We start from the raw sequence: 25,701 nt of genomic DNA, 5'->3' as shown, positions 1-25,701 counted from the left end.
TTCACCCGCCTTCCACGATCCCTCCGACGCTCCTCCCTCGCCAACCGCGGCGGAGGGCACGACCGGGGGCGGGCGCAAGCCGGGCCGGTACGTACCGCCGTCCGGGGTACGCGCGCGTGTGGGCGCCCACCTGGGGCGACCGACCCGGGTACACCGGTCACAACGCCGTCGTACGGGGTGCGTACCAGCACCGGTCGCCGCGCGTACACGCTGCTCGCACGGGCAGCGGGGTGCGGGCGGCGGGCGGTGCGGAGCCGAGAGGAGCGGGACACCGTGGAAGAAGCGCCGACGCGCGCACCGGCCGGGGGGAAGCGGGAACGGGACCGGCGCTGGCCGGCACTCGCGGTGTGCCTGACGGCGAGCTTCATGACGCTGCTGGACATCAGCATCGTGAACGTGGCGCTGCCGTCCATCCGGACCGGGATCGGCGCGTCGCAGAGCGGCCTGCAGTGGGTGCTGTCGGGGTACGCCCTGACCTTCGGCCTGGTGCTGGTCCCGGCCGGGCGGACCGGTGACGTGCACAGCAGGCGCGCGGTGTTCCAACTCGGTCTGGCGATGTTCACCGTGACGAGCGCGCTGGCCGGCGCCGCCCAGAACGAAGGGTGGCTGATCACCGCGCGCCTGCTCCAGGGCGCGGCGGGCGGCATCCTGGTGCCGCAGGTGTCGGGGTTCATCCAGCAGATGTTCCAAGGCGCCGAGCGGGGGCGGGCGTTCGGCCTGATGGGCGCCACGATCGGGGTGTCCACCGCGGTCGGCCCGCTGCTGGGCGGCCTGCTGATCCAGGCGTTCGGCACCCAGGAGGGCTGGCGCTGGGTGTTCTTCGTCAACCTGCCGATCGGCCTGGCCGCCCTCCCGGTGGCGCACCGCCTGCTGCCCGGGCCGCCGCGCCGCGACGGTCCCGACCCGCGGGGGCGCCCGCACGGCGACCTCGACCCGGTCGGGGTGCTGCTGCTCGGGATCGGCACCGTGGTGCTGCTGCTGCCGTTCGTGGAGGAGGACCAGTGGAGCACCCCGCTGAAGTGGCTGCTGGTGCCCGCGTCGCTGCTGATCCTCGCGCTGTTCGTCGAGTGGGAGCGGCGCTACGCGGCACGCGGCCGGGAGCCGCTGGTGGCCCTGGGCCTGTTCCGGCAGCGCTCCTACGGGCTCGGGGTGCTGCTGTCGCTGCTGTACTTCGCCGGGTTCACCGCGATCTTCTTCATCCTGACGCTGTACCTGCAGAACGGGCTGCACTACACAGCGCTGGAGGCGGGCCTGTCGATCATGCCGTTCGCGCTGGGATCGGGGGCGGCGGCGGCCGTGGGCGGGCGGATCGTGACCAGGATCGGCCGGCCGCTGGTGGCGTTCGGCCTCGTCATGGTGGTGGTGGGGCTGCTCGGCACCGCGCTCGCGGTCCATCTCGACGCCGGCCGGTCCATCGGCTGGGTCACGGCGGGGCCGCTGCTGTTCGCCGGGCTCGGCAGCGGGCTGGTGATCGCGCCCAACCAGACACTCACGCTCTCCGAGGTGCCCGTGGCGCGCGCCGGCAGCGCGGGCGGGGTGCTCCAGACCGCGCAGCGGATCGGCTCGGCCGCCGGGATCGCGGCCGTCGGGTCCGTGTTCTTCTCCCGGGTCGACGCCCACCACGCCGACTGGTCCGGCGGGTTCCAGCTGGGCGTCCTCACCTCGACCGGGCTCGCCGCACTGGCCCTGGTGGTCGCCCTCGTCGACATCCTCGGCTCCACGGGTTCGACGGCGCCGGACCGCAGATAGCACGCCGGCCGCGGGATCAACGCACTCCGTGCGGCCGGAACTGCACGCTGATCCGGCCGCCGACCACCGAACGGGTCTTGGGGATCGCGTGGTCCCAGGTCCGCTGGCAGGACCCGCCCATGACGATGAGGTCGCCGTGCCCGAGCGGCCGGCGCACCGTCGCGGGACCACCGCCGCGCGGGCGCAGCAGCAGGGGCCGGGGCGCGCCGAGGGAGACGATCGCGACGAGCGTGTCCTTGTCGCTGCCCCGCCCCGTGCGGTCGCCGTGCCAGGCGACGCTGTCCCGCCCGTCGCGGTAGTAGCAGAGCCCGGCGGTGGTGAACGGCTCGCCGAGTTCCTCGGCGTAGTGCCCGGTGAGCGCGGCGCGGGCGTGCTCGAGGATCGGGTCGGGCAGCGGGTCGCCGTCGCCGTAGTGCGCGAGGAGGCGGGGTACGGCGACCACGTTGTCGTACATCTGCCGACGCTCGCCGCGCCAGGGGACCTCGGCGGCCAGGCGGGCGAAGAGGTCGTCCGCACCGGTGAGCCAGCCGGGGAAGGTGTCGATCCAGGCGCCGGCGCCGAGCCGGGTCCGGCGCGCGGCGGCGAGGTCGCCCAGGCCGGGCGCGGCCGTGTCGAAGAGGGACGCCTGCTGGTGGTGCATACCGCCAGCGTAACCGAGATTCGTACGCCCATTCGAATGAAACCGGTCACGCCCGTGCGGGAGCGCGCGGCGGCTCGTCGGCGCACGATGGAACCATGCTCTTCGCCGAGGTGGCCAGGGTCTCCAGGGAGGTGGCGCGGACGTCCGCGCGGTCCCGCAAGACGGAGCTGCTCGCCGAGTTCTTCCGCGCCGCGCAGCCGCAGCCGCAGGACGCGCCGATCGCCATCGCCTACCTGGCGGGGCGGCTGCCGCAGGGCCGGCTGGGCATCGGCTGGGCGGCGCTGCGCGACCGGGCGGAGCCGGCCGCCGAGCCGTCGCTGACGGTGCGCGCGGTGGACGCGGCGCTGACCGAGGTCGGCGCGGTGTCGGGCCAGGGCGCTCAGGCCGGGCGGCGGGCGCTGCTCCAGGATCTGTTCGGCGCGGCCACCGCGCCGGAGCAGGAGTACCTGCTGGGGCTGCTCACCGGCGAGGTGCGGCAGGGCGCCCTGGACGCGGCGGCGGTCGAGGGGCTGGCGGCGGCGACGGGTGCGAGGCCGGCCGACGTACGGCGCGCGGTGATGCTCGCGGGGGCGCTGGAACCGGTGGCGCAGGCGCTGCTCGACCGGGGACCGCAGGCGCTGGCCGGGTTCGCGCTGACCGTGGGCCGCCCGCTGCTGCCGATGCTGGCCGGCGCGGCCAAGAGCGTCGAGGAGGCGGTGGTCCGGCTCGGCGCGTGCGCGGTCGAGGAGAAGCTCGACGGGATCAGGGTGCAGGTGCACCGCGACGGCGAGCAGGTGCGGATCTTCACCCGCACCCTGGAGGACGTCACCGCCCGTCTCCCGGAGATCGTGGCGGTCGTCTCGGCGCTGCCCGCGGAGCGGTTCGTGCTGGACGGCGAGGTGCTGGCGCTGGACGCCGACGGGCGGCCCCGGCCGTTCCAGGAGACCGCCGGCCGGGTCGGCTCCCGGGTCGACGTGGCGACGGCCGCCGCCGCGCTGCCGGTGCACCCGGTCTTCTTCGACGTGCTGTCGGTGGACGGCCGCGACCTGCTCGACCTGCCGTACGCCGAGCGGCACGCCTCGCTGGCCGCGCTCGTCCCGGCCGAACTGCGGGTGCGCGGCGTGCTGGTGGCCGATCCGGGCGACGAGCAGGAGATGCGGACGGCGGAGAACTTCTTCGCGGCGACGCTGGCCCGCGGCCACGAGGGCGTCGTCGTCAAGAGCACGGGCAGTCCGTACGCGGCGGGGCGGCGGGGCGCGTCGTGGCTGAAGGTCAAGCCGGTGCACACCCTGGATCTGGTGGTCCTCGCCGTCGAGTGGGGCCACGGCCGGCGCACCGGGAAGCTGTCGAACCTGCACCTGGGCGCGCGGGCGGACGACGGCTCCTTCGTGATGCTCGGCAAGACCTTCAAGGGCCTCACCGACGCGCTGCTCGACTGGCAGACCGAGCAGTTGCTGGCGCGCGCGGTCAGCGACGACGGCCACGTGGTGACCGTACGGCCCGAGCTGGTGGTGGAGATCGCCTACGACGGGGTGCAGACCTCGCCGCGCTATCCGGCCGGGATGACGCTGCGCTTCGCCCGGGTGCTGCGCTACCGCGAGGACAAGACCCCCGACCAGGCCGACACGGTGGAGTCGGTCCGCGCCGTCCACACCGGCGGTTAGGGCCTGTCGTGTGGATCTCCGCGGCGTCGCGGGGCCCCGCACGCACATCTGCTGCGTTCTCGTCGGTCACCGACTCCCCCACAGCCCGCGGCGTGGGAAGGCCCCCCGCGTCGACTCCCTCCTCCGCCTCGCATCTGCACGCACCGGACCCCGCTCCTTCATCCACGGAGATCCACACGACAGACCCGAGGGCCCGAGCGGGCCGCACCGGCGGCTCATCCTGCTCGCGGTCACCAGCCGGCGGCCTGCGGCGCAGCGCCCACCCGCGGCGCGCGGGTGGGCGTCCTCGCCCCGCGCCCGGCCGGGCCTTCCGCGACGGGCGCCGCCCGGCGGCCCTTCCCCCCTGGTTCTCCCGGTTCTACTGGTTCTCCAGCCGCAGCCGGGCCTCCTGCTCCTGGTCGCCCGCGGCGGTGCCGACGACACGGACGGCGAACGCCTCCGCGAGGCCCTCGCGGAGCCGGTCCACCGCGCGGTAGCCGCCCTGCGCGGTGACGGTGACGGGCTGGGAGAGCTTGGCCGGGCCGGCCAGGCCCAGGGTGCGCGAGACGTCGAACGTGGCGGTCCAGACGGTGGGCTGCCCGCCCTCGGCCTCCACGGGCTCGTCGTCCACGGCACGGTCGGACGGGAAGCTGGACTGGAGCGCGGCCAGCACGACGACCGCGTCCTCCCTGGCGCAGCCGTCCAGCACGACGGCGACCTGCGCGGCGGGGTCGGGTTGTTCTTGCGCGGTACTCACGGTGAAGTCCTCTCGGAGGGACCGGGCGGGCAGGCGGTCCGCGAGCGCGGCGGGCCATGGTCAGCGCATTTCCGCTGCACGCCGGACAAAACCCCGTGCTGCGCCGAACGGGTGCGGGCTGCCCGGGTGATCCCGCGCGCCTCCGCCGCCGTACCGGCCGCGGCACGGGCTGCGGCACAATCGGGGGATGCCGCCACGTGCCACCCGTCCCACCCGCGCAGCCCGCGCCCCCCGCCCCGATCCCGTCGCCCTCCCGGCGTCCGCCGCCTGCCCCTGCGGGCTGCCGGCGACGTACGGCGACTGCTGCGGCGCCCTGCACGCCGGGCGGGCGCCCGCACCGACCGCCGAGCGGCTGATGCGGTCGCGCTACAGCGCCTTCGCCGTCGGCGACGCCCCGTATCTGCTGCGCACCTGGGCGGCGGCGAGCCGGCCGCCCGGCGTCGACCTCGACCCCGGGATGCGCTGGACCGGCCTCGACATCCTCGGCACCACGGCGGGCAGTGCCTTCCACACCGAGGGCACCGTCGACTTCCGGGCCCGCTACCGGCTGCGCGGGCAGGACGGCGAGCAGCGGGCGAACAGCCGCTTCGTCCGCGAGGGCGGACTGTGGGTCTACCTGGACGCGCGCGCGTGACCGCGGTGCCGGGGCTCGACCCGGTGGTCCGGGCGGCGCTCGCCGGCCACGTCATGGAGGTGCTGGCCCGGGCCTGCCCGGGCTCCGGGACGGACCTGCGCGGATCGCTCGCCCGCGGCACCGCCGACCCCTACAGCGACATCGACATCGCCTGGACGGTGCCGGACGACCGCTTCGGCGGCTGCGTGGACCGGGCCGGCGAGGTGCTCGCCCGGGTGCGCCCGGTGATGTCGCTGCGCGGCGACCCGGAAAGCGCCGAAACCCCCGGGCACCGCCTGCTGTTCGTGGCCTTCGAAGGGCTGCCGCCCTTCTGGCGGCTCGACCTCGACGTGCGCGCCGAGCCCGGGGCCGCGCCCTCCGCCCCGGCCGTCCGCCATCCCTGGCGGCCGGCCGCCAGCGCGCTCGCCAACGGCGTCGCCGCGGTGAAGGCCCTGCACCGCGGCGACCCGGCGACGGCGCACGCCCTCCTCACGCGTGCCTACCCGCGCGTCGGCCTGCCGCCGCACCCGAGCGGCCACTTCCCCGCCGACCTGGCCACCCTCGCGGAGGCCGCCACCGCCCTCGACTCCTCGCTCGCCTCCCAGGCGGCCGCCCTCACCGCCCTGCCGCTCCCCTGAGCCGCGCCGGCACCCGGGGTCGCGCTACGCGATCGGGTCGCGGGCGTCGTAGTGGATGAAGCCGCGCTGGAACAGCCCGATCAGCGTGATGGCCAGGATGCAGGCGAGGCCGCCGCCGACCACCGCCGCGGCCGGAGTGAACAGGTCCGACGCGGAGCCCGCGAGGAAGTCGCCGAGGCGGGGGCCGCCGACCACGACGACGAGGAAGACGCCCTGGAGCCGGCCGCGCATGTCGTCCGGCGCGGCGGACTGGAGCATGGTGTTGCGGAACACCATGGACACGGTGTCGGCGCAGCCCGCGAGCGCGAGGAAGAACAGGCCGAGCAGGAGGTTGCGGGTCAGGCCGAAGACGGCGACGGCCGCGCCCCACGAGCCGACGGCGACCAGGACCGCGAACCCCTGCCGGTTGACCCGGCCGAGCCAGCCGGAGAAGACGCTGCCGAGCAGCGCCCCGGCCGCGGGCGCGGCGGCGAGCAGCCCGACCGTGCGGGTGTCCCCGCCGAACCACAGGCCGGCGATCGCCGGGAAGAGCACGCGCGGCTGCGCCAGCACCATGGCGGCGAGGTCGGAGACGAACGTCGTCCGGAGGTTGGGCCGGGCGGCGAGGTAGCGCAGCCCCTCGACGACCGACGGCCGCCGGCGCACCGCGGCCGCGTTCGCGCCCGGCTCCCCCGGCAGCATCGCGGGCAGCCGCCACATCGCGTAGAGGGAGGCGGTGAAGGCGGCGACGTCGATGAGGTAGGCGGCCTGGTAGCCCCAGAACCCGACGAAGACGCCGCCGAGCATCGGCCCGGCCATCTGCCCGACCCCGCCGGCGAGGGAGGCGAGCGCGTTGGCGGCGGGCAGCCGCTCGGGCGGCAGCAGCCGGGGGATCATGGACGAGCGGGCCGGCGAGTTCATCGCGAAGCACACGGCCTGGAGGGCGACGATCACGTAGAGCGGCCACACCTTGTGCACGTGGACGATGGCGGCGACGGCGAGCGCGGCGGACAGCACGGTCGCGCCGCTCGCGGTGACCAGCCCGAGCCGGCGCCGGTCGACCGCGTCGGCGACCGCCCCGCCGTACAGGCCGAAGACGATCAGCGGGACCAGCGAGCACAGCCCGACCAGGCCCACGTAGAAGCTGGAGCCGGTGATCGCGTAGACCTGGAGGGCCACTGCCATCGCGGTCATCTGCTGGCCGATGTAGGAGACGGTGTTGCCGAACCACAGGCGCCGGAAGTCGGCGTGCTCCCGGAGCGGGGAGATGTCCGCGAGCAGCCTCGATCGGCGCTTGACGGGCTCCACGACGGGAGCGACGGCTATGCCGGGCCCGGGCGCCGCCCCGGACGGCCCAGGAACGTCGCGGCTGTCTTCTTCACTGTTGAGCACGGCAAACGGTAACAACCGGAACCGGCGGGAGAACCCGCGGGGTGTCGCCCCTGAGCAGGGTGGCGCACGGGTGAGCGGCCCACCCGGGTGGCCGAGGGCAGGGTGAAACCGGCTGGTGGCGCGCTCGGCGTCGGCATACGCTGACCGGGACGAACAGGCTGTCGGGGAAGTACCTGGCCCCCCGGCCCGTCCCGGAACCAGTCGCCGACTCGGCCACGCTTCCGGCACCGGCATCAGGCGCCACCGCGTCCGCACCGCCCGAAAGACGAGGACATCCAGCCGGGCGCCGTGACGCGAGGAACAGGCCGCGTTCGGCGTTTCCGGACCACGCGACGCTAAGGAGTGCGCGGTGTCAGCAGAGAAGCTCACGCACAAGGACACGACAGCCGAACGCGGTCGGGAGAGCAGGACCCTGCTCAAGGAGGAGCGCCCGCTCGACGCGTGGTCCCGGTGCGCACCGATCCGGCTCGCCGGATACGAGGACGACCCGACCGAGACCCACATCCTGCGGAGCATCGACTGAGCGACCGCCCCCAGGCGTGAGCGGGAACCCGCAGGCATGAGCACGCGCCCGCCGCCCGGACGACCTCCGGGGGCGGGCCGTGGCCGCCTCGCCCCTGCTGAGGGGGCGTCAACGGCTCCTCGTACCAGGCGTATCGACGCTCCCGGCCGCCCCACGGGTACGCGACCCGGGCCGCGCGTGTGACACGTGTCATGCGCGGATCGACGTAAATTCTGCGTGTATTCCGCATGCAGGCAGCAGGACCGGGCAAACGGCCCTCGTGTGCGCCGTTTTCGCCGAGCCTCTGAGGAGTACCCCGATGCTGATGGCCAGCCCGATCGTCCTGCGCAACCTGATGGAGCGTTACGAGACGCTCCGCGCCGTCCTCGACGAGGGACATGCGGACGGATCGGATCGTACCGAGGGCGCGGACCCGGCGGTGCGGCAGCAGTTGCAGGACACCATCTACACCCTGTGCGTGTCGACCGGCACCCGCGAGATCGGGGCCGCGCTGGCGGCCGCACGCGGGCGGATCGGGGCCGTCACGATCGACGCCTTCGCCGCGGACCCGGCCCGCGACGCCAGCGCGGCCTGAGCCCCCCCACCGCTGGCCCCACCGCACCACCGAAGCACCGAAGCACCGAAGCACCGACCGGACGACGGCGTACCGGATGGCGGCACTCGCGGAGGCGGGTCGCGCGCTCACCCGCGCGACCCCGCCGCCCGCGCAGCCGCCGACTCCCACCAGGCTCGCCAGGCAGTGGAGTTCGCCATGGCGCGGTAATCCCGCGCGTTACCGGGCCATTCCCGAAGCGGCTGTCCTCTCCTTGTCAGCGAGTGCCCGATCCTCGATCATCGGATCGATCGTGGCTGCCGAACGACGCGGGCCGGGCCGTCCGTGCGCGCCACGGGAGCCGGCCACCCGCGCGCCACCACCGAGGAGTCCGCCGTGTTGATCGATGCCCCCTCCTCCGCCACCGCCACCCCGCTGGAGACGGAGGCCGAGGCGGTCGCCGCCGAGGCGGCCGGCTACGACGGGTTCGGGGCGTCCGAGACCCGGCACGACGTGTTCACCGCGCTGGCCCTCGCCGCCCGCGCCACGTCGCGGATCAGCCTGCAGTCGTCGATCGCGGTGGCCTTCGCCCGCAACCCGATGAGCGTCGCGATCCACGCCAACGACCTCCAGCTGATCTCCGGCGGCCGGTTCCAGCTCGGCCTCGGCTCCCAGGTCAGGCCGCACATCGTGCGCCGGTTCAACATGCCGTGGAGCAGCCCCGCGGCCCGGATGGAGGAGTTCGTCACGGCGCTGCGGGCCATCTGGTCGACCTGGTCGAGCGGTGAACGGCTGATGTTCCGCGGCGAGTTCTACGAGCACACCCTGATGACGGACTTCTTCAACCCCGGCCCGAACCCGTACGGCAACCCGCCGATCATGCTGGCCGGCGTGGGGCGGCTGATGACCGCGGTCGCGGGGCGCTCGGCGGACGGGATGCTCTGCCACAGCCTCACCACCGAGAGCTATCTGCGCGAACTGACCCTGCCGGTCCTGCGCGAGGCCCGCGGCGGCTCGCTGAACGGCTTCACCGTGGGCCTGCCCGCACTGGTCGTGCTGGGCGCCGACGAGAAAGAACGCACGGTCGCCGAGCGGGCCGTGCGGGAGCGGATCGCGTTCTACGCCTCGACCCCGTCCTATCTGCCCGTGCTGGAGCACCACGGCTGGGGAGACCTGCACAAGCGGCTCACCAACATGTCGCGGCGCGGGGAGTGGGAGGCGATGGGCGCGGAGATCGACGACGCCGTGCTCGACGCGTTCGCCGTCTCGGGCGACGCCAAGCAGGTCGCCACCGCGCTGTCCGACCGGTTCGGCTCCGTCGTCGACCGGCTCTCCCTCTACCTGCCGTACTCCGCGCGCCCGGAGCTGGTGGGCGCCACGGCGCAGGCGCTGCGCACGTTCTGACCTGGCATCAGAAGCAGCGTCCCTCCCCGGCGGGCATTATCGACACCAGGCGAACACCGCCAGTGCGCGGTCACTCGTTGGGAGGAATTGGCCGACCGGCATGACTCGTTCGGCCGCGCCGCGCGTTGTCCTCGGTGCGGGCACCCCGCCCGCGAGGACTTCCCGGAAGGCAGTGAGCGTATGAACAAGGTCGCCCGAAAGGGACTGGTCACCGCGATGGTCGCGGGCGGGGTGCTCGCATCCGCCGGATACGCGCAGGCGGACGCGGCGGCCGGCGGCGAGAGCGCGGACTCGCCGGGCGTCCTGTCGGGGAACTCCGTCCAGGTCCCGGTGCACGTCCCGATCAACGTGTGCGGGAACACCGTCGACGTGGTGGGGCTCCTCAACCCGGCCTCGGGCGATACCTGCGCCAACACTTCGTCCGGCAGGTCCGGCCAGTCCGCGACGTCCGGATCGCCGGCGTCGTCCGGCCCGTCCACCGGTGCGCGCCCGGCCAGACGTCCGGGCCGGACCGCCGGCGGGTCCACGGCCGCCTCGTCGGTCGCGCGCACCTCCGGCGGCGCCCACACGGCGGACCGTGACACCGGCTCCGCCGGCGTGCTGTCCGGGAACTCCCTGCAGCTGCCGATCGACCTCCCGATCAACATCTCCGGCAACTCGGTGAACGTGGTCGGGATCGGCAACCCGGCGTCCGGCACCACCTCGGTCAACGGCGCGCCGCCCGCCGACCGGACGCCGCCTCCTCCGCCCGCGCACCAGCCGATCCCCGCGCCGCCGAACGAGGTGTCCGCCGCCGAGCCGTCGGCGGCGCCGACCCTCGCGCACACCGGCGCCGACGGCCTCGGCTGGGCCGGCGGCGCGAGCGCCGCGCTGATGCTCGGCGGCGCCGTGCTCTACCGCCGGGCCCGCCCCGCGGCGTGAACGGCCGACGCCTCGGGGGGCTTTCGGGCCGCCCGCGGCTGAGCACCCGCAGATGACCACCACGCGGCGGGTGGCCCGCACGGGCCGCCCGCCGCGTGGCGTTCCGCCTCCGTCCGGGCCGCCGCCCGATCACGTTCCCGCACGCCGGGGACCAGGAACGACACCGCTCCGCCAGGTCCCGCGCGACTCCCGACCTCTAGGGTGGAGCACGCACGAGTTCCGCATGCCGGCTTCAGCGCCGAAGCCCGCACCTGCCGTGCCGCACCCCTTACCGCATCACCGCGAAGACGTGATTCGAGGAGTCCCGCAATGGCGTTGCCGCAAGGCACGCTCAGCCACCGCTACCGTGGCGAGCATCCTCTCCGTACTCTCCTCTACCTCTTCCATCCCGACCGGCGCCGCGTCGGCATGGCCGTCGCCGCCTTCCTCGCCAAGCACGCCCCCGTATGGCTGCTGCCGCTCATCACCGCCAACGTCGTGGACGTCGTGGTCCAGCACAAGCCGATCTCCATCCTGTGGTGGAACTCGGCGGTCCTGCTGGTGATCCTGGTCCTCAACCTGCCGCTGCACCTGACGTACGTGCGCTTCATGCAGGGCTCCATCCGGCGCACCGGCACCCGGCTGCGCACCGCGCTGTGCCACCGGATGCAGCAGCTCTCGATCGGCTACCACTCCCGGGTCAGCGCGGGCGTGCTGCAGGCGAAGGTGATCAGGGACGTCGAGACGATCGAGACCGCCGCCCAGCAGACCGCGGACAACGGGCTGGCCGCGATCGCGACGCTGTCCGGCGGCCTGGTGGTCATCGGCATCCAGGCACCCGCGTTCCTGCCGGTGTACCTGATCGTGGTGCCCGCCTCGGCGACGCTGGTGGTCCGGCTGCGCCGCCGGCTGAAGGACCGCAACGAGTTGTTCCGGCAGCAGGTCGAGCAACTCTCCTCGCGTGTCAGCGAGATGACCACGCTGATCCCCATCACCCGGGCGCACGGCCTGGAGAACACCGCGCTGCACCGGATGGACCGCACCCTGGGCGAGGTGCTGCACGCCGGGCTGCGGCTGGACCGGCTCAACGGCTGGTTCGGCTCGATCGCCTGGATCCTGCTCAACGCGATCGGTGTCGCCTGCCTGTCGGTCTCGGCGATGGTGGCGTACTACGGCTGGCTGAACGTCACCCCCGGCACCGTGGTGATGCTCAGCGCGTACTTCTCCAGCCTCACCGCGTCGGTGACCACGCTGCTGACCCTCGCCCCGCAGATCGGGAAGGGCCTGGAGTCGGTGCGCTCGATCGGTGAGGTGCTGCAGGCCCCCGACCTGGAGCAGAACGACGGCAAGGCCGAAGTGGCCGGGGTGACCGGCCGGTTCGAGTTCCGCGACGTCGAACTGACCTACCCCGAGGGCGGCCGGCCGTCGCTGGCCGGCTTCGACCTCGACGTGCGGCCCGGCGAGACCATCGCCCTGGTGGGCGGGTCCGGCGCCGGCAAGTCCACGGTGCTGAACCTGGTGATCGGCTTCCTGCGCCCGACCCGCGGCCGGATCCTGCTGGACGGCGTCGACATGGAGTCGCTCGACCTGCGGGACTACCGCAGCTTCCTGTCGGTGGTGCCGCAGGACTCGATCCTGTTCGAGGGCAGCATCCGGGAGAACGTCACCTACGGCATGACCGAAGTGCCCGACGACCGGGTGCGCGCCGCGCTGCGGGACGCCAACGCGATGGAGTTCATCGACCGGATGCCCCACCGCCTGGACACGGTGGTCGGCGAGCGGGGCGCCCGGCTGTCCGGCGGGCAGAAGCAGCGGCTGGCCATCGCCCGCGCGCTGATCCGCGACCCGCGGGTGCTGGTGCTCGACGAGGCGACGTCCGCGCTGGACTCCCGTTCGGAGTCGCTGGTGCAGCAGGCGCTGGGCCGGCTGGTCAAGGGCCGCACGGTGTTCGTGGTGGCGCACCGGCTGTCCACGATCAGGAACGCCGACCGGATCGTGGTGCTGGACGAGGGCCGGATCGTCGAGATCGGCTCGCATGCCGAACTGCTGTGCAGCGGCGGCGCGTACGCCGGTCTGCAGGCGGCGCAGCTCGCCTGAGCCGCCGCACGGCGCCCCCACGCGAAGCCGGGACGCGGGGCCGGACGCGGGGCGTGCCCGGGCACCAGAGGCCCGGGCCGCCCCGCCGGCCCCGCAGGAGGAGGCGTCCTTCAGCCGCCGAGCGCCGCCGACACCATCGCGCGGGCCTCCTCCTGCACCCGGGCCAGGTGCTCCTCGCCCTGGAACGACTCGGCGTAGACCTTGTACACGTCCTCGGTGCCCGACGGGCGGGCGGCGAACCACGCGCTGTCGGTGCAGACCTTGATGCCGCCGAGCGGGGCGCCGTTCCCGGGCGCCTCGGTGAGCACCGCGGTGACGGGTTCGCCGGCCAACTCCCGGGCGGGCACCTGCTCCGGGGAGAGCTTGGCCAGGACGGCCTTCTGCTCCCGGTCGGCGGGCGCGTCGATCCGGGCGTAGGCCGGCGCACCGAACCGGGCGGTCAGGTCGGTGTAGTGCTCCGACGGGCTGCGGCCGGTGACCGCGGTGATCTCGGCGGCGAGCAGCGCCAGCAGGATGCCGTCCTTGTCGGTGGTCCACACGCTGCCGTCGCGGCGCAGGAACGACGCGCCCGCGGACTCCTCGCCGCCGAACGCGAGGGTGCCGCCGATCAGCCCGTCCACGAACCACTTGAAGCCGACCGGGACCTCGGTGAGGGTACGGCCGAGCCCGGACACCACCTTGTCGATCATCGACGAGGACACCAGGGTCTTCCCGACGGCCAGGCCGTCGCTCCACTGCTCGCGGTGCCCGATCAGGTAGTCGATGGCCACGGCCAGGTAGTGGTTGGGGTTCATCAGGCCGCCGTCGGGGGTGACGATGCCGTGCCGGTCGGCGTCCGCGTCGTTTCCGGTGGCGACGGCGTACTCGTCCTTGCGGGCGATCAGCGAGGCCATCGCGTACGGCGACGAGCAGTCCATCCGGATCTTCCCGTCCCAGTCGAGCGTCATGAACCGCCACGTCGGGTCGGCGTACGGGTTGACCACCGTCAGGTCCAGGCCGTGGCGTTCGGCGATCCGGCCCCAGTAGCCGACGGAGGCGCCGCCGAGCGGGTCGGCGCCGATGCGGACGCCCGCGCGGCGCACCGCCTCCAGGTCGAGGACGGCGGGCAGATCGTCGACGTACCCGCCGAGGAAGTCGTGCCGGCCGGTGGTGTCGGCGGCCAGTGCCCGGGCGTAGGGGATCCGGCGCACCTCGCGCAGCCCGTCCGCGATCAGGGCGTTGGCACGGTCCTGGATCCAGCCGGTGGCGTCGGAGCCGGCCGGGCCGCCGGTCGGCGGGTTGTACTTGAACCCGCCGTCGCGGGGCGGGTTGTGCGAGGGGGTGACCACGACCCCGTCGGACAGGCCGCTGGTACGGCCGCGGTTGTGGGTGAGGATGGCGTGCGAGACGGCCGGGGTCGGGGTGTAGCCGTCGGCGGCGTCGATCAGGACGGTCACGCCGTTCGCGGCGAAGACCTCCAGTGCGGTGACCCGGGCGGGTTCGGAGAGCGCGTGGGTGTCCGCGCCGAGGAACAGCGGGCCGTCGGTGCCCTGCGCAGCCCGGTACTCGCAGATGGCCTGGCTGGTGGCCGCGATGTGGTCCTCGTTGAACGCGGTGTCCAGCGCGGAGCCGCGGTGCCCGGAGGTGCCGAACGCCACCCGCTGCCCGGTCACGCCGGGGTCCGGGTGCAGGGCGTAGTACGCGGTGACCAGCCGGGGGACGTCGACCAGGTCCTCCGGCCGGGCGGGGGTTCCGGCACGCTCGTGCGGCATCCTGCACTCCTTCTCGCTGCTGGCTGTCGTGGTGGGTGACCTGCCCTGCCCGACTATTCTCACGCGCCGCCCGCGCCACGCCACGACGGCCCCGCCGGGAGGAGGGCATCTCCCGCGCGGCGCTAGGGTGGTGACGCTTCGGCGGGCGCCGTCCGGCGCCGGCCGCACGGGAGAGGCGGAGGCGATGACCACGGCTGGGCTGCCCGCGTCGGGCGGTGTACCGCTGTCGTCGGGGACCGGGCGGTGGGTGCTGGCCTGCTCGGTCCTCGGCTCGGGGATGGCCCTGCTCGACGGCACGATCGTGAACATCGCGCTGCCGCGGCTGGGCGAGGACCTCAACGCGTCGCTGGCCTCACTGCAGTGGACGGTCAACGGCTACCTGCTGACGCTGGCCGGGCTGATCCTGCTCGGCGGCGGGCTGGGCGACCGGTACGGGCGGCGGCGGGTGTTCGTGGTCGGCGTGGTGTGGTTCGCGCTGGCCTCCGCGCTGTGCGGGCTCGCGCAGGACAGCGGCATGCTGATCGCCTCCCGGGCGCTCCAGGGGGTGGGCGGCGCGCTGCTCACGCCGGGGTCGCTGGCGCTGGTGCAGTCCACCTTCCGGCCGGAGGACCGGGCGAAGGCGGTCGGGGCGTGGTCGGGCCTGGGCGGGGTGGCCGGTGCGGTCGGGCCGTTCCTGGGCGGCTGGCTGGTGGACGGGCCGGGCTGGCGGTGGATCTTCTTCATCAACGTGCCGGTCGGCGCGGTGGTCGTGCTGATCGCGGTGCGGCACGTGCCCGAGAGCCGGGACCGGAACGCGACCGGGTCCTTCGACATCACCGGCGCGGCGCTGGCCGCGCTGTCCCTGGCCGGGATCACCTACGCGCTGATCGCCGCGTCCAGCCATCCGTCGCTGCTGACGGTGGGGTTGCCGGTGCTGGCGGGGGTGCTGTGCGGTGCGGGCTTCCTGCGTACCGAACGGGTCCGGGCGCATCCGATACTGCCGCTCGGCATCTTCTCCTCCCGGCTGTTCAGCACGATGAACCTGGTGACGCTGTGCCTGTACGCGGCGATCGGCGGGGTGTTCTTCCTGCTGCCGGTGCAGTTGCAGGTCGCCGCCGGGTACACCGCGCTGCGCGCGGGGCTCGCGACGCTGCCGGTCACCGTGCTCATGCTGCTGCTGTCCGCGCCCGCGGGCGCGCTCGCCCAGCGGATCGGGCCGCGCTGGCCGCTCACCCTGGGGCCGTTGCTGGCCGGCGTGGGCATGCTGCTGCTCACCCGGGTCTCGCCCGGCACCTCCTCCTACTTCGCCGACGTCCTGCCGGCGGTGGTGGTGCAGGGGCTGGGGATGTGCCTGTTCGTGGCGCCGCTGACCGCGACGGTGCTGGCCTCCGTCGGGGTGGACCACGCGGGGGTGGCCAGCGGGGTCAACAACGCGGCCGCGCGGGTCGCCCAACTCCTCGTCGTGGCCGCGCTGCCCCTGGCGATCGGGCTGTCCAACAAGGCGTACACCTCGGCGCATGCGGTGAACACCGCGTTCGACAAGGCGATGATCATCTGCGCAGGGCTCTGCGCGGGTGGGGCCGTGCTGGCCGCGTTCCTCGTTCCCTCCGGGGCGATTCTCGCCGAGGGTGCGGAGGAGGCGGTGGAGCCGCAGTGCACGGCGAACTGTGCGTTTTCGGCTCCGCCGTTGGAGCCCGGGTCGTCGCCCGGGAGTACCCGGGTCCCCTGAGGGGCGGGGTGCCCTGACCCTCCGGGGTGGCCGGTCCTGCTGCTACGGGACCTTGCGGTCCGCGGTGGTTGCTCGCGCAGTTCCCCGCGCCCCTGGGGTTGTGCGGCTCCCTCCGCGGAAAGGGGGGCACCGACCAGGCTCGCGGGGGATGGTGGGTGCGGCTCCCTTCGCGGAAAGAGGGGCACCGACCAGGGGCGCGGGGCATGGTTGGGTGCATACGACCGCGCGGTCCCTCAACCGGTGGGACGGGGCACTCCGGGAGGTGGGGGTCCCTCCGTGAGGAGCAGCTCGAGGACGGGGAGGGCCGCGGTGAGGGCCTCCCGTTGGGGCGGGGTGAGGCGGGTCATGCGACGCGCGAGCAACTCCGCCCGCTCGCGCCGGATCCGGCCCAGCAGGGCCCGCCCCTCCTCGTGGATGCTGACCAGCCAGGAACGCCCGTCGGAGGGGTCGGGCGCCTTGCCGATCAGCCCCGCCTCGGCGAGCGGCCGCACCGTGCGGGTGAGCGTCGGCGCGGCGACCTGCTCGATCGCGGCGAGCTCACCGAGCCGGATCGGGCCGAGCTGCTCGATCCGGGCCAGCGCCGACAGTTGCGCGTAGGTCAGGTTCAGATCGTCCGCCGACGCCTGCGCGAGCTGCCGGTACAGGCGGGCGACGATCAGCGCGACAGCGGCCGGTGAGGCGCCCCCGCGCCCGTCGGTGTCGTTCATGGCGGGGGGCGCCTCCTTCGGCCGTACGGTGTCAGCTCTGCTCGTCGCGAACCTTGCGGGAGCGGACCAGGGACGCGCCCGCCGCCACCAAGGACATCACGATCGCGAGGGCGAACACCACGACCAGGCCGTCATGGAACGGCCCGGAGATGAGGTGCGGGAAGAACTCCCGCCCGGTGAGCGTGCGCGCGTTCGCCTTGGGCAGCTTGCCGAGCAGGTCGGGGCCGAGCAGCTGCTGGATCGGGTTGTACCCGAGGAACGCCGCGAACAGGGTGCCGACCGGCGGCAGGTTCGCGATCTGGTGGGCGTTGGCCGCCGGCACGTTCTGCGCCGTCAGCCCGCTGCTGAGGGTGTGCGGAAGGGAGCGGGCCAGCCCGGCCACCATGAGTGAGAAGAACACGCCGATGGACAGCACGATGCCCGCGTTCTGGAAGGTGGCCCGCATGCCGGACGCCGCGCCGCGGGCCTCCGGGGGCACGCTCGCCATGATGATCGAGGTGTTGGGCGCCGCGAACAGGCCGCCGCCCAGGCCGTTGAGGAACACCATCGCGCCGAACGCCCAGTAGCTGAAGTTCGTCGGGATCAGCAGCAGCCCGGCGAACGACCCGGCCATCACCACGAAACCGGCGGCGGCGAACAGCCGTGCCCCGTACCGGTCGGACAGCGCGCCCGCGACGGGGCCGGCGGCCAGGAAGCCGACGGTCAGCGGCAGCAGGTAGATGCCGGCCCAGAGCGGGGTGTCGTCGTAGTTGTAGCCGTGCAGCGGCAGCCAGATGCCCTGCAACCAGATGATCAGCATGAACTGGAGGCCGCCGCGGGCGATCGAGCCGAGCAGGGTGGCGGCGTTGCCGCCGGCGAAGGCCGGGTCCCGGAACAGCTTGAGCGGGAACATCGGCTCGGCGACGCGTGATTCGATCAGGCAGAACGCGACGATCATCGCGACGCCGCCGATCAGCCCGGCCAGCACCCAGGGGTTGGTCCAGCCCATGGTGTGGCCGCCGTAGGGCTGGATGCCGTAGGTGATGCCGGCCAGCAGCGCGGTCAGTCCGACCGCGAAGGTGATGTTCCCCCACCAGTCCATCTTGGCGGGGCGGCGGACACCGGTGTCGTGCAGGGAGCGGTAGGCCCACACGGTGCCGATCAGGCCGATCGGGACGTTGACCCAGAAGATGGAGCGCCAGTTCCACTCGGCGAGCAGGCCGCCGAGCACCAGGCCGATGAAGGAGCCGGCGATGCCGGCCACCATGTTCACGCCGAGCGCCATGCCGCGCTCGCCGGCCGGGAAGGCGTCGGTGATGATCGCCGCGGCGTTGGCCATGAGCATGGAGCCGCCGACCGCCTGCGCGACGCGCCAGCCGATCAGCCAGAGGGCGCCGCCGCCGCCGTGCATCGGGTCGACGGAGAGGATCACCGAGGTGATCGTGAAGATCAGGAAGCCGGCGTTGTAGATCTTCACCCGGCCGAAGATGTCGCCGAGCCGGCCGAGGGTGACCACCAGGACGGCGGTGACGAGCAGGTAGCCCATCAGCATCCACAGCAGATAGCTGACGTTGCCGGCCTGAAGCGGGTCGAGCCGGATGCCGTTGAAGATGGCGGGCAGCGAGATCAGCACGATCGAGGAGTTGATGGTGGCGATCAGCATGCCCAGGGTGGTGTTGGACAGCGCCACCCATTTGTAGTGCGGATGGTCGGCGGCGATACGCGGGGAGCGCCGCCGTATTCGGTTCGTCGTGTCGTCTTGGGTCGCCATGCGGCGGTCACACCCCAGCCGGAAAGCAGTTAGTTAACTTAGGTTAAGTAACCCTAGCATCGGGGTCGATCGCCCCACAGGGCGGAAGGACGGCGCCGATGGGGTGCGGGGAGCGCGCACCGGGCGGCCACGCTCCCCCCGCGGACGGCTCGGTGACGGGGCGTCACCGGCGCGCGGTTCAGCGGCGGCGCATCAGGATGCCCCGGACGTACGCGGCCTGTCCGGCGTGCTGGAGGTCGTCGTTGATCACGCTGATCAGGCGGACGCCGAGGGTGACCGGCGGGTCCCAGCGCTCGTCGACGACCTCGTCGAGGTCCTCGTCGGCCAGCCCGGCCAGGAAGTCCAGGCTGGCCGCGTGCACGTCGTCGTAGTAGCCGGTGAGCAGCGCGGGGTCGGCGATCCTGACCTTTCCGGCCTGCGCGGCGCTCTGGCCGTAGCCGATCGTCCGGGCCCGGAAGGGCAGGTCGAAGCGCTTGTCCCAGCCGGCGGAGGTCCAGACCTGGTCGCGCCCGGCCACCTCGGCGACGTGGTCGTCCTGGACCCGGGTGAGGTGCCAGACCAGCCAGCCGATCGAGTTGGCGCCGTCGTCCAAGCGCACGGACAGTTCCTCGGCGGTCAGCCCGTCGACGGCGGCGTGCACGGCCTCCTGGATCCGGCCGTAGGCGTCGGCGAGCAGTTCAGCGGTGTTCATCACGTGCTCCAGCGGCTTGTCGGGGTGGTTCCACCAGCCCTGACATTCTTGCCGCCCGGCCCGCCCGGCGGGCGCACCGCGGGGGGCGCGGCCGGTCGCCGGGACGGGTACCGGTCCCGGGCGGATGCCATCGTCCCCGCCCGGGACCGGTGGTTCACGGTCGCCCTGCCGTCAGGACGGAAGCGCCCACTGCTGGTTGGTGCCGCCGGCGCAGTCCCAGATCTGCAGCCGGGTGCCGTTGGCCGAGCTGGGGCCCGTGGCGTCCAGGCAGCGGCCGGAGCCGGCGTTGACCAGGGTGCTGCCGGATGTGGACCACTTCTGGGCGCTGGTGCCGTTGCAGTCGTAGAGCTGCACCTTGGTGCCGTTGGCGGTCCCGGCCGCGGTGACGTCCATGCACTTGCCGAGGGCCTGCAGGCTGCCGTCGGAACCGACCGTCCAGGTCTGCGCGTTGGTGCCGTTGCAGTCGTAGAGCTGGACCGCGGCGCCGTTGGCGGAGCTGGCGCTCGCCACGTCGACGCACTTGCCCGCGTACCCGGAGGTGATCGGGCCGGTCCCGCCGGTGGGCGGCGGGGTGGTGCCGCCACCGCCGGTGATGCCGTTGAAGGTGCTGGAGAACTGCCAGGCGGACTGCGGGGTGCCGCTGCAGGTGTCCTGCGTGGTACCGCCGTTGGTCGCGCACGCCTTGTCGCGGCCCAGCGACCAGAAGGACAGCTCCTGGATGCCGTTGGACTTGGCGAAGTTGGCCAGGTCAGTGGCATCGGAGGTGGAGAACACCTCGCTGGAGGTGTCGTTGACGCCGATCATCGGGGTGTTGCCCTCCATCGCCCAGAGCTGGGCGGAGGACTTGGTGGTCCATATCTGGCCGAGCTGGGTGTGCAGGCCCTGCGCGGCGCTGATCGCGGCGTTGCCCATGTCCTGGGAGCCGCCGTAGTCCATCGTCATGATGTTGACGAGGTTGACGTTCACCCCGTGGCTCTTGGCGTTGTTCAGCAGGCTGATCGCGTTGGACTCCAGGCCACTGGGGTCGACCGGCAGCGTGTAGTCGATGTCCAGCTTCTTGCCCTGGGCGGCGTACTGCTGCTGGAGGTCGGCCAGCGCGGTGTTGCGGCGGTCGTTGGCGGTGGTGTTGTCCAGCGCGCTGCCTTCGATGTCGAAGTCCAGCCGGGTGAGGTTCAGGCCGTCGATGACCCGCTTGTACTGGGTCTCCAGCGCCGACACCGAGGTACAGGCCAGCGCTTCCTCGCTGCCGGACGCGCCGCCGAAGGAGGCGATGACGTCGCCGCCCGCGCCGCGCAGGGTGTTGATCGCGGAGGTCCAGCTGCCGTCGGTGATCGAGGTGTCACCGTTGAACGTGGCGTTGCAGCCGCCGCCGTCGATGACGAAGGCGAGGGTGAAGTACTTCAGCCCGGTGGCGTTGCGCACCGTGGTCAGCGCCGACGGCGAGTTCCACACCTCGGCGTAGGGGGCGGCGTACTGGGCGGGGAAGCCGGGGCCGGGGTTCGCCGCCGCGTGCGCGGTGCCGCCGGCGGCGAAGAGGATGCCCGCCGCGAGCGTGGGGGTGGCGAGCAGGGCACCGAACGCCTTGAGCTTCGGACGCGGTCTTCTCATGTGGGGGAGGGCCTTCCGTGACGGACAGCCGAACCCGCGCGTTCATGTGAATGAACGGGGGACGCCGACGTGACTGACGGCGTATCGGCGAAGGTAGGACTAGACCAATGCCCCGTCAAGACCTCCGCGTTCACCAACTGAAGGCAGCCGGGAGCGGGCCCCCTTTCCGGCGCAGGGCGGAGCGGGCCCGCGTTCACGGTGCGAACGCGGACCCGCCCCGGGCCGGGCCGGCTCCTCCTGCCGCCGGCCGCCGCCGATCCCTCCGGTCAGGCTCCTCTCAGGGCAACCAGCGGGCCGTGCCCGCTAGTTGCTGACATTGATGGTGAAGGTGGACGTGGTGTTCTCGATGTCCACCGCGTTGTCGCTCTCGGTGAGCCCGTTGATCGTCACCGATCCGTCGGCCGGCCCCTGCCCGGCTTCCGGCTGCGGGTTCGCCCACAGGCCGAAACCGGACTTCGCGTCGTAGGCGTCGCCGCTCTTGTGCGCGCCGGTGACCGAGAGGTCGGAGATGACGGTGTCCGTGATCGGGTTCAGCGGGGTGCTGCCGTTCCACTTGGTCTGGAACATCACCCCGGAGTACGTCGGATCGCTGATGTCGACGTTGCTGATCCGGATGCCCTGCATCTTGAACTCCGCCGAGTAGATCCACAGCGCCGGGAAGGTCTGCGCGCCCCAGAAGTGGCCGCCGTCCCTGGCCAGCGTGATGTTGGAGAAGTTCGTCTGCGGCGAGGACTCGAAGCCCAGGGCGGGGATACCGCCGAAGGCCAGCGAACCGATCGTCACACCCGGGTAGGTGAGGCTGTCGGCGATGTAGAGGTTGCTGAAGGTGTTGCCGCCACCGCCGTAGACCGCAAGCCCCGCCGCGCGCCACACCGTCTGCACGCTGAGGTTGGAGAAGGTGTTGCCGGTCTCCTGCTCGTTGTGGTTGTCGATGGCCGGGAACAGCGCGAAGCTGTCGTCGCCGGTGGACCGCGCCTCGTCGTTGCTGACCGTGTTGCCGGTGGAGCCGTTGGTCAGGTTGACGCCGTCCGCGAAGGTGTCGCGGATCCGCAGGTTGGTGAACTGCGAGTTGTCCACGTTCGTCGCCCACACCCCGCAGATCATGTGCTCGACCCACAGGTTGTCGATCGTCAGGCCGGAGACGCCGTTCAGGTCGAAGACCTTGCCGGGCCCGTCGATGCGGCTGGTGTAGTTGCCGAAGAAGGCGAACCCGGTGAAGGTCGAACCGTTCGCGGTGCTCTGGACCGTGAAGCCGCCGTCGGTGTTCTCCTGGGTCTGCGGCGTGGTGAACTGCGTGAACCACGGGCCCGCGCCGATCACCTTGATCGAACGGCCGTAGACGGTCAACTTGCTCGACATCTGGTACGTCCCGGCCGGCAGGTAGACACCGAGCTTGGTGGTGTCCTGCCGCGCGGTGTCCAGGGCGTTCTGCACGTCCTGCTGGGTGAAGCCGGCCGGCACCACGTACTTGGTCGGGTCCGGGTTCGGCGTCGCGGTGACCTGCTCCAGGTCGATGTAGTCGATGTTGTAGTAGGCCGCGGTGTTCGCCGCGTCCTTCTGCAGCCTGATGGTGTGACCGGCCGGCACGGTGGTGCCGAGCATCACGTTCGCCTCGTCGTAGATGTGCCGCGGGCCGCCGGAGCCGGCCGAGTTGGTGGGACTCGTCTCGTCGCCGTAGAGCCACTCGTACTTCGGGGTCAGGCTGATCGTCTTCAGCAGGGTCCCGTCGACGTAGACGTCCAGCGTGGTGGAGTCGGTGCCGTCGGGGATGTTGAAGCGGGTGACCAGGGTGTTGGTGGACGCGCGGGTGGTCCACTGCACGTACTGGCCGTTGCCGCCGAGGTGCACGGCCTCGCGGCCGGACGCCTCACCGGCGGGGTCGCCGATGGTGCGGTTCGGTCCGAGGACCGTCGCGCCGCCGCCGGTGACGCCGTCCTCGGCCTCGTAGGCGTCGTACGGCATGTTGGCGCCGCGGCCCACGAAGAAGGACTGGTTCGCGGTGTTGTTGGCCTGCTTGGTCGCCACCTCGTTGGTGTCGACCGCGACGACCGTCTTCACCGTGTACTTGCCGTTGACCGCCGTCCAACTGCCCAGGCTCACCGGGGCGGTGGTGGCGCCGGCGGCGATCGCGCCGCTGTAGGAGCCGGTCAGGGTCTTGACCACGCTGCCGCTGCTCGCGTCCAGGATCGACACGGTGATGGCGTGCGCGCCAGACGCCGAGGCGACGGTGCCCTGGTTCTTGACCGCCACCGTGAAGGTGACGTTCTGGCCGGCCGACGGGTTGCCCGGCGACCACGCGGTGACCGGGAGCAGGTCGGAGGTGTCGACCGGCTTGACCACCAGCGGACTGGCCGCGGTGAAGCTGTTGTTGGTCTCGTTCTGCTCGACCACCGAGTTGGCCTCGTCGACCTTCGCGGTGAGCTGGTAGCTGCCCGCGTCCTTGGCGCCGATGTTCACCGAGGCGGTGGTGCTCGCACCGGCCGCCAGCGCGCCGACATTGGCGGTGCCGACCTTGGTGGTGCCGAGGTAGAAGTTGACGTTGGTGGCCGTCGACGCGTTGGTACCGATGTTCTTGACCGTCGAGCTCAGCGTGATCGGGTCGGTCTCCACCGGGGCGGCCGGGGAGGCGGTCAGCGTGCTCACGGTCAGGTCCGGGTTGGGCCCGGGCACCCCGATCACCTGGACCTCGGCCGCCTGGCCGCCGCCCGCACCGGAGTTGTTGCTGAAGGTCAGGCGTACGTCGGCGACCCGCGCGGTGACCGGAATGGTCACGGTGTTGCCGGTGGCCGGGTCGAAGCTGTACTGCTTGGCCGCCGAGATCTGGCTGAAGCCGGTCGCGGACTGCTCGCGGCCGTCGATCTCGATGGTCTGGGTGCGCGCACCCCAGGCGCTGGACGGGTTGAGCTTCACCACGACCTGGCTGGTGTCGACGTTCGCACCGAGCTGGAGGGTGAGCGAACTGGTGCCGGTGCCCTCCCAGTAGGTGTTCACATCGTCGTCGTTGGCGTTGGCGGCGACGAAGTTCTGCACCGTGGAGGAGGCGGTGATCGGCTTGCCGACCGCCTGGTTCGTGCCGTTGGAGGCGGTGCCGTTGCGGGTCACCGTGTTGCTGTTGCCCGACTCGTTGCCGGCCGCGTCCACGGCGCGCACGAAGTACGCGACGGTGGCGGAGTCCGGCTGGCTGTCGGTGTAGCTGAGCGTGTCACCCGCCGTGGTGGCCACCTTGGTGCCGTTGCGGAACACCTCGTAGCCGGTGACGGCCGTGTTGTCGCTGGCCGCGCTCCAGGTCAGCTTGATCTGGCCGCTCGCGGGCTGGGTGTACGCGAGGTTCGACGGCGTGGACGGCGGCTGCGTGTCCCCCGAGGTGCCGGTACGGGTCACGCTGTTGCTGGCCGCGGACTGGTTGCCGGCCGCGTCGTGCGCCTTGACGGTGTACGTCACGGTGGCGGTGTCGGGCTGGCTGTCGGTGTACGTCAGCACGTTGCCGGCCACCGAGGTGCGCAGGGTGCCGTTGGCGTAGATGTCGTACCCGGTGACGCCGGTGTCGTCGGTGGACGCGCTCCAGGTCAGCTTGACCTGTCCCGAAGCCGGTTGCGTGTAGGCGAGGTTGGCCGGCGCGGTGGGCGCCTGGGTGTCACCGGTGGTCGGCCCGTACACCTCGAACTCGGAGATCTGGCCGGCCGGCCAGCCCGTGTTGCCGGTGACGTTCAACCGGACGTAGCGGGTCGTGGTCGAGTTGAAGGTGATCGTCACCGTGTTCCCGCCGGCCGGGTTGAAGGTGTACCCGGCCGAGGCCACGATGTCGGAGAAGGTGGAGCCGTCCGTGCTGCCCTGGACCGCGAGTGTCTCGGTGCGGGTGGCCCACGAGGTGGCCGGCGGCAACTTCAGGACCACCTGGTTCACCGGGACCGCGCTGCCGAGGTCGACCCGCAACCACTGCGGGAACGCGTTGTTGGCGCTCTCCCAGTAGGTGTTCGCGTCACCGTCGACGGCGTTGCCCGAGGGGTAGACGTCGGTGTGGCTGGACTCGGCGGTGGGGCGGCCCTTGGCGAGGTTCACCGTGGAGGCGGCGGCCGCCTGCGCGGTCATCTCGGAGAGCTGCGCGGTCCGGCCGGCGGAGTTCGCCGACACGTCGGCCCGTAGGTAGCGGGCCTTCTGCGCCGGGAAGGACACCGTGACCGTGTTGCCCCTGCCCGGGTCGAAGGTGTATTTCGCGGAGCCGACCAGCGTGTCGAAGCTGACGCCGTCCTCGCTGCCCTGCAGCGCCATCGTCTCGCTGCGCTTGCTCCAGGAGGCGGGCACCTTGAGCCGGACCTGGTCGACGACCTTGTCCTTGCCGAGGTCGATCTGTGCCCACTGCGGGAGGGCCTTGCCCGAACTCTCCCAGTAGGTGGACTGGTTGCCGTCGTTCAGGTGGGCGGCGGTGTTGCTCCCGCCGGTGCTGCTGGCCGCGGCGGTCCTGGCCGCCACCGCGTGCGATCCCCCAGCCGCGGTGGCGGGGACGGCCTGGACGCCCAGCAGGAGCAGGCCGGCCGCGGTCACCCCAGCCATCAGCCGCGGAATGGAGCGCTTGGGTCTCATAGCGTCCCTCTGTGTCGTGGTCCGGATGAAGGAGACTCACTGACTGCACAATCCGAAAC

At 72.6% G+C, this 25,701-nt stretch carries 19 protein-coding genes; 10 read left to right on the top strand and 9 right to left on the bottom strand.

From position 1 onward, the window contains the following. Positions 1 to 273 precede the first annotated feature (273 nt). Positions 274 to 1,749 carry an MFS transporter gene (locus C4U44_RS22565; RefSeq protein WP_235032257.1) on the top strand — a complete coding sequence of 492 codons (1,476 nt, stop codon included), beginning with the start codon at positions 274 to 276 and terminating at the stop codon, positions 1,747 to 1,749. A gap of 16 nt (positions 1,750 to 1,765) precedes the next feature. Here C4U44_RS22565 and C4U44_RS22560 read toward each other — a convergent pair whose 3' ends face one another. Further along, positions 1,766 to 2,389: an alpha-ketoglutarate-dependent dioxygenase AlkB family protein gene (locus tag C4U44_RS22560; RefSeq protein ID WP_103887774.1), complete on the bottom strand. Its 624-nt coding sequence runs from the start codon at positions 2,387 to 2,389 to the stop codon at positions 1,766 to 1,768. A 95-nt stretch (positions 2,390 to 2,484) separates the two neighbouring features. Between C4U44_RS22560 and C4U44_RS22555 the strand changes: the two genes are divergently transcribed. Further along, positions 2,485 to 4,032: an ATP-dependent DNA ligase gene (locus C4U44_RS22555; protein ID WP_103887773.1), complete on the top strand. Its 1,548-nt coding sequence runs from the start codon at positions 2,485 to 2,487 to the stop codon at positions 4,030 to 4,032. 358 nt (positions 4,033 to 4,390) lie between these two features. Here C4U44_RS22555 and C4U44_RS22550 read toward each other — a convergent pair whose 3' ends face one another. Next, positions 4,391 to 4,768: a hypothetical protein gene (locus tag C4U44_RS22550; protein ID WP_103887772.1), complete on the bottom strand. Its 378-nt coding sequence runs from the start codon at positions 4,766 to 4,768 to the stop codon at positions 4,391 to 4,393. Between the two features lie 187 nt (positions 4,769 to 4,955). Here C4U44_RS22550 and C4U44_RS22545 point away from each other — a divergent pair, with 187 nt between their 5' ends. Together C4U44_RS22545 and C4U44_RS22540 are read left to right on the top strand one after the other, a co-directional pair. After that, a complete protein-coding gene (locus C4U44_RS22545) occupies positions 4,956 to 5,402 on the top strand; it encodes a YchJ family protein (protein WP_103887771.1) in 447 nt (148 codons plus the stop codon). Then, positions 5,399 to 6,019 carry a nucleotidyltransferase domain-containing protein gene (locus tag C4U44_RS22540; protein WP_235032256.1) on the top strand — a complete coding sequence of 207 codons (621 nt, stop codon included), beginning with the start codon at positions 5,399 to 5,401 and terminating at the stop codon, positions 6,017 to 6,019. Before C4U44_RS22545 ends, C4U44_RS22540 begins: the two co-directional genes overlap by 4 nt. Before the next feature lie 24 nt (positions 6,020 to 6,043). On the opposite strand, the gene C4U44_RS22535 is transcribed toward C4U44_RS22540, so the two are convergent. After that, on the bottom strand, positions 6,044 to 7,306 hold the full coding sequence (locus C4U44_RS22535) for an MFS transporter (RefSeq protein WP_235032255.1): 1,263 nt from the start codon (positions 7,304 to 7,306) through the stop codon (positions 6,044 to 6,046). 433 nt (positions 7,307 to 7,739) lie between these two features. Between C4U44_RS22535 and C4U44_RS41605 the strand changes: the two genes are divergently transcribed. From C4U44_RS41605 to C4U44_RS22515, 5 genes are all read left to right on the top strand, one after another. Continuing rightward, complete coding sequence (locus C4U44_RS41605; protein WP_160145083.1) at positions 7,740 to 7,913, top strand: hypothetical protein; 174 nt, start codon at positions 7,740 to 7,742, stop codon at positions 7,911 to 7,913. 298 nt (positions 7,914 to 8,211) lie between these two features. Further along, positions 8,212 to 8,487 carry a DUF5133 domain-containing protein gene (locus tag C4U44_RS22530; protein WP_103887769.1) on the top strand — a complete coding sequence of 92 codons (276 nt, stop codon included), beginning with the start codon at positions 8,212 to 8,214 and terminating at the stop codon, positions 8,485 to 8,487. A 354-nt stretch (positions 8,488 to 8,841) separates the two neighbouring features. After that, the gene (locus tag C4U44_RS22525; RefSeq protein WP_103887806.1) at positions 8,842 to 9,849 is read left to right on the top strand and encodes a TIGR03617 family F420-dependent LLM class oxidoreductase; all 1,008 of its coding nucleotides are present in this window, start codon (positions 8,842 to 8,844) and stop codon (positions 9,847 to 9,849) included. Positions 9,850 to 10,029: 180 nt separating this feature from the next. After that, positions 10,030 to 10,770 (top strand): chaplin, encoded by a 741-nt coding sequence (locus C4U44_RS22520; protein WP_103887768.1) that lies wholly within the window; start codon positions 10,030 to 10,032, stop codon positions 10,768 to 10,770. Positions 10,771 to 11,079: 309 nt separating this feature from the next. Beyond that, the gene (locus C4U44_RS22515) at positions 11,080 to 12,846 is read left to right on the top strand and encodes an ABC transporter ATP-binding protein (RefSeq protein ID WP_103887767.1); all 1,767 of its coding nucleotides are present in this window, start codon (positions 11,080 to 11,082) and stop codon (positions 12,844 to 12,846) included. Positions 12,847 to 12,956: 110 nt separating this feature from the next. Here C4U44_RS22515 and pgm read toward each other — a convergent pair whose 3' ends face one another. Next, positions 12,957 to 14,597 carry a phosphoglucomutase (alpha-D-glucose-1,6-bisphosphate-dependent) gene (gene pgm / locus C4U44_RS22510; RefSeq protein ID WP_103887766.1) on the bottom strand — a complete coding sequence of 547 codons (1,641 nt, stop codon included), beginning with the start codon at positions 14,595 to 14,597 and terminating at the stop codon, positions 12,957 to 12,959. Between the two features lie 184 nt (positions 14,598 to 14,781). Between pgm and C4U44_RS22505 the strand changes: the two genes are divergently transcribed. Then, a complete protein-coding gene (locus C4U44_RS22505; RefSeq protein ID WP_103887805.1) occupies positions 14,782 to 16,305 on the top strand; it encodes an MFS transporter in 1,524 nt (507 codons plus the stop codon). 233 nt (positions 16,306 to 16,538) lie between these two features. Here the strand turns inward: C4U44_RS22505 and C4U44_RS22500 are convergent, their stop codons facing one another. From C4U44_RS22500 to C4U44_RS22480, 5 genes are all read right to left on the bottom strand, one after another. After that, positions 16,539 to 17,012, bottom strand: a complete 474-nt coding sequence (locus C4U44_RS22500) for a MarR family winged helix-turn-helix transcriptional regulator (protein WP_103887765.1) — start codon at positions 17,010 to 17,012, stop codon at positions 16,539 to 16,541. Positions 17,013 to 17,043: 31 nt separating this feature from the next. Next, positions 17,044 to 18,762: an MFS transporter gene (locus C4U44_RS22495; protein WP_103887764.1), complete on the bottom strand. Its 1,719-nt coding sequence runs from the start codon at positions 18,760 to 18,762 to the stop codon at positions 17,044 to 17,046. Between the two features lie 178 nt (positions 18,763 to 18,940). Beyond that, on the bottom strand, positions 18,941 to 19,453 hold the full coding sequence (locus C4U44_RS22490) for a mycothiol transferase (RefSeq protein ID WP_103887763.1): 513 nt from the start codon (positions 19,451 to 19,453) through the stop codon (positions 18,941 to 18,943). A 171-nt stretch (positions 19,454 to 19,624) separates the two neighbouring features. After that, positions 19,625 to 21,061 (bottom strand): chitinase, encoded by a 1,437-nt coding sequence (locus C4U44_RS22485; RefSeq protein WP_103887762.1) that lies wholly within the window; start codon positions 21,059 to 21,061, stop codon positions 19,625 to 19,627. 303 nt (positions 21,062 to 21,364) lie between these two features. Next, positions 21,365 to 25,642 carry a discoidin domain-containing protein gene (locus C4U44_RS22480; RefSeq protein ID WP_103887761.1) on the bottom strand — a complete coding sequence of 1,426 codons (4,278 nt, stop codon included), beginning with the start codon at positions 25,640 to 25,642 and terminating at the stop codon, positions 21,365 to 21,367. Positions 25,643 to 25,701 lie beyond the last annotated feature (59 nt).

It is taken from the genome of Actinacidiphila yanglinensis, from assembly GCF_900107965.1.
GTDB classification, from domain to species: Bacteria; Actinomycetota; Actinomycetes; order Streptomycetales; family Streptomycetaceae; genus Actinacidiphila; species Actinacidiphila yanglinensis.
Note: the sequence above shows the minus strand (reverse complement) of the source record. Positions and strands in the feature narration are given on the sequence as shown.